Source organism: Neobacillus drentensis, from assembly GCF_036965245.1.
In the GTDB taxonomy this organism is placed as follows: domain Bacteria; phylum Bacillota; class Bacilli; order Bacillales; family Cytobacillaceae; genus Neobacillus; species Neobacillus drentensis_G.
This window is the reverse complement of record NZ_JBALPG010000055.1, coordinates 1-3,758: the sequence shown is the minus strand read 5'-3', so window position 1 is coordinate 3,758 and position 3,758 is coordinate 1. Positions and strand designations below refer to the sequence as shown.

Here is a 3,758-nt window from a genome sequence, read left to right as displayed (position 1 = left end):
ACTTTTGAATTAGGAAAAATAACATATGAAAAAGCACTTCAAAGAGTGCTGTCAAAGGTTTCCATCCATTACTTTTTAAGAACGAAAAATCCGTTCAATTTCATGAATTTCTTCATTTGTTAATTAGGAATAATTCATCTTACAAATGTAGGAAGTTTTTTCAAAAAATTTACTCCATAAATAATCCGATGACATTATCCATAAACTATATTTACATGTTAATGGATAGGAGTAGATGGTTCTTGAAAAAAATATTAATGTTTCCTATTCTTTTAATCGTTTCTTTTTGGTCCATTCAAAATCATGCTACTGCTGTTACGAAAAGTCGTGAAGCTTACGAAAAAACAGGGAATGTAGTTTGGGAAATAAACACTAAGGAGAAATTAGTTGCCATTACATTTGATGATGGGCCCCACCCTGTTTTTACCCCGCAAATACTTGAGATTTTAGCAAAATATAACGCAAAAGCAACCTTTTTTGTTGCAGGGAATAAAGCTGAAAGATTTCCTGAAGTTTTAAAAAGAGTAGCAAAAGAAGGTCACGAAGTTGGCAATCATACATATAGTCATTTAATTACTAGCAAAATCTCTGCTGTTAAATTAACAGAAGAATTAAAGCGAACAGATAATATCATCCAGGGGATTACTGGCACTAAACCTACTCTTTATCGGCCAGTAGCAGGTATTTACAATGATGTAATTATTAATACAGCGATTAAAAACGGAAAATTTGTCATCCTTTGGTCATGGGATCAGGATCCTCGAGATTGGAGGAATCCACCCGCAAACCAAATTACAAGATATGTTACAAAAGGAATAAATCCGGGCGATATCATTGTCCTCCATGATTGGCATGGCAGCGAATTTTCACAGGCATGTCAAACGGTAATGGCATTAGATGATATTTTGAGCTATTTATCCACTAAAGGATATAAATCAGTAACTGTTTCTGAAATGCTTTATAGGTCAAAAACTAACTATCCTGAGCCTTTTTTCCCTTTCCATTAAATTGTAAAATTTCTTAGTCCCCCAAGGTGGAAAGGTTTTAGTTCGCTAGGTACTGACCATACGAATTTGTATTCAGGAATAGGACAAAATATATTCGAGCAATTTGATTGCTCAAAAAACGACGTCGGGAGTGATGTATCATGGCTAGAAACAAACTATTGGTTCCTGGTTCAGGCAATGTTCTGGATCAAATGAAAGAAGAAATCGCCAACGAGTTTGGAGTTCAACTTGGTGCTGATACGACCGCACGAGCAAATGGTTCAGTTGGTGGCGAAATGACTAAACGTTTAGTCGCTTATGCTGAACAATCATTACGAAATCAACAAGGTCCATAACTTGTGATTTCAACAAGAGGGTGTCCAATTGGGCACCCTTTTTCTTCTAGTAGCTAATTAATTTACAAACAGGATTTTGATTTCATTTTCAGCCTCAATCATTCTGCCAAAACGATATCCTTCAATAAGCACGTGTCGTTCATGGTCACTTAGTCGACGCTCCCATTTAGTTTCTAAATAAAAAATAACTTCGTTATAAAAGACTTCCGGATAATCAAAGGGATTATTCATTAATATCTCTCCATTCTTTTTCTTAATCCCACCCCTGTCTTAATAGTCTTGTCCAATTCATTTAGATTTTAAAAAGAAAAATAGGGTCAGTCACCAGGAGCATTTAAGCATTAGCTCACTGAGGTACTGACCCAAAGGAAAAAGGTTTGTGCTACTCAATTTGGATTTAGCTATTCTGCCTTCTCCAAAAATCATATATGAACTCTTGGAAAATTTCATTTAATGTTCCCTTTTTTTGACTCTTTAACCATTCTACTTGGTCGATTGGCAGTTTTAATTTTAAACTAATTTCTTCAATAGGCATTTCCACTTTTCTTATTTCTTCTATTGTTATGCCTTCTTCTATATTCGGAAACCATGCCTCATTTTCGTTCACCTTATCGAAATCTTCACACCCTTGAATGTCATCGAGTTCACAAAATAAATTAAGCTGTGGCAAACCACCTGACAGGATTTTTACATGCATAATCGAGTTTATGAAACGACCATCTTCCAATTCAATATCAATAATAAGGTTTTCTTCTTTTTTATATTTTTTTACCGCAACCTCACTCACAATCAGATCCAATTCCAAAGTAATTCCCGAGCTTGATTCAAAAATATAGATGGCACTTTTAAATACATGGATACTCTCACCATCAATTTTTATTGTTTTGATTCCAACCATAAACCGTTCCCCCATGCAGTTGTTTCATTCATTCGGTAACAGACACTTAATGGATATAGGTTTGATTCACCTTTTTGATTAATGTTCTCATTTGATGCCTGACACCTATTCTACATCTTTTTGACGTTTCCCGTCACGATACGGATACTAGCTTTTTTAAAACCTTGATATGCATCCATAGCTGCAAAGATGATAAATGTAGCAATTGCTCCCCATACGATCGAAGTTACTGGTTTGTCAACTTGAGTAAATAAGTTGGATAAAAAGCTGCTAAATGACGAAGTGAACAAGTCGGGGTCTGCCATAATCTTGATGAATAGGAGCGATGATATAAATTGAAAAATAGTGTTGACGATTGCTAGTTTTTTTGTCCATTGTTTAACGGTCCATTTATACAGACCAATGGCGATTTCCATTCCAATCGCAATGATCACAATTGGCCAATAGGCATCCAATACCTCTTGATTCAATGAGGGGGTTACAAAAACGAGACCATCTTGACCCTTTTCATACCTACCAATGATGCTTGAGGCATTAAAATAAAAGATTACCCAAATCACAGTCCAGAAGAGACGGCCAAACACTTCGATGTTCGGGATTGCCTTTTCCTTTGGAAAGGCAGTTGTTTTTTTCAAATCATCAGGTGTCCATTCCTTAAACCATGTTCCCAGCGGCTTATGGTCTTTGATATCAACACGCTCCAGAATGGCAAACACTGCTGTTAACCAGAAAAACACCTGCATCCCAGTTCCCAAAACTCTTATAATCCCTTCTCCAACTGCTGCTAATATAACATTTAATACGGCTTGGTCTCCAGAGAATGTTACGATTTTTTCAACAAAAAAGGTAATTAGCGTTATTGTCACAGCGAGTGGCAAAATCCATTTTAGCAATTGAAGGTAAATACAAAAAAACTGGGGTCCAATAAGATGCATCGGCCGATCTAAGTATCCACTTGCCAGCACAGCCGGGTTACCGAGTTTTTTTAATACTGCAATTACATCTTGTTCTGTATAATCCTCTGGAAGCATATCTTCAATCGTGGAGCGCAGCTCCTGGGCAATATCTTCTCCACTTTTTTCAGGCAGCCTCCTGGTTACCTCCTGTATATATAGTTCAATTAGATTCATTTTGATCATCTCCTTTAAATAATTCATAAAGTTCCTGAGATAACTGTTCCCATTCTTTCTTCAACTGCAGAAAAACATCCATGCCGTATTTACTTAAGACATAATACTTCCGCGGTCTACTTTCGGTCGTATCCCAGCTGCTCGTCACCAGATCTTGTTTCTCCAAACGGCGAAGCAGTGGATACAAAGTGCTTTGATCAATAGTTATTCCGTTTTTTTCCAATGATAAGACAAGAGAATACCCATATTGCGGGGAACGTAATTGACTTAATACTGCCAAAGTCAATGTCCCTCTTCGTAACTCAGTCCGTAAAGAATTCAGCAATGTACTCAACTTCTCACCTCAACTTTCAATAAATTATATACTTTATGTCATATACTATGCGTC

At 36.5% G+C, this 3,758-nt stretch carries 6 protein-coding genes; 2 read left to right on the top strand and 4 right to left on the bottom strand.

Going from position 1 to position 3,758, the window contains the following annotated elements; translation table 11 throughout:
* Nucleotides 1-242: 242 nt before the first annotated feature.
* Both V7150_RS14050 and V7150_RS14045 read left to right on the top strand, forming a co-directional pair.
* Nucleotides 243-1,007, top strand: a complete 765-nt coding sequence (locus V7150_RS14050; RefSeq protein ID WP_335519217.1) for a polysaccharide deacetylase family protein — start codon at nt 243-245, stop codon at nt 1,005-1,007.
* A gap of 140 nt (nt 1,008-1,147) precedes the next feature.
* On the top strand, nt 1,148-1,342 hold the full coding sequence (locus V7150_RS14045) for an alpha/beta-type small acid-soluble spore protein (RefSeq protein WP_283918752.1): 195 nt from the start codon (nt 1,148-1,150) through the stop codon (nt 1,340-1,342).
* A gap of 57 nt (nt 1,343-1,399) precedes the next feature.
* On the opposite strand, the gene V7150_RS14040 is transcribed toward V7150_RS14045, so the two are convergent.
* The 4 genes from V7150_RS14040 to V7150_RS14025 all read right to left on the bottom strand — a co-directional run bounded on the left by V7150_RS14040 (nt 1,400) and on the right by V7150_RS14025 (nt 3,704).
* A complete protein-coding gene (locus tag V7150_RS14040) occupies nt 1,400-1,573 on the bottom strand; it encodes a hypothetical protein (protein ID WP_335519211.1) in 174 nt (57 codons plus the stop codon).
* Between the two features lie 166 nt (nt 1,574-1,739).
* Nucleotides 1,740-2,240 (bottom strand): hypothetical protein, encoded by a 501-nt coding sequence (locus V7150_RS14035; protein WP_335519208.1) that lies wholly within the window; start codon nt 2,238-2,240, stop codon nt 1,740-1,742.
* 110 nt (nt 2,241-2,350) lie between these two features.
* Entirely contained in the window at nt 2,351-3,370 is a 1,020-nt protein-coding gene (locus V7150_RS14030) for a hypothetical protein (protein WP_335519205.1), read from the bottom strand.
* Complete coding sequence (locus V7150_RS14025; RefSeq protein ID WP_335519203.1) at nt 3,357-3,704, bottom strand: PadR family transcriptional regulator; 348 nt, start codon at nt 3,702-3,704, stop codon at nt 3,357-3,359. Before V7150_RS14025 ends, V7150_RS14030 begins: the two co-directional genes overlap by 14 nt.
* Nucleotides 3,705-3,758 lie beyond the last annotated feature (54 nt).

Excerpts from the sequence above, each read along its gene's own strand:
- V7150_RS14045 (WP_283918752.1), top strand. The coding sequence starts at position 1,148 with ATGGCTAGAAACAAACTATTGGTTCCTGGTTCAGGCAATGTTCTGGAT.
- V7150_RS14040 (WP_335519211.1), bottom strand. The coding sequence starts at position 1,573 with ATGAATAATCCCTTTGATTATCCGGAAGTCTTTTATAACGAAGTTATT.
- V7150_RS14035 (WP_335519208.1), bottom strand. The coding sequence starts at position 2,240 with ATGGTTGGAATCAAAACAATAAAAATTGATGGTGAGAGTATCCATGTA.
- V7150_RS14030 (WP_335519205.1), bottom strand. The coding sequence starts at position 3,370 with ATGAATCTAATTGAACTATATATACAGGAGGTAACCAGGAGGCTGCCT.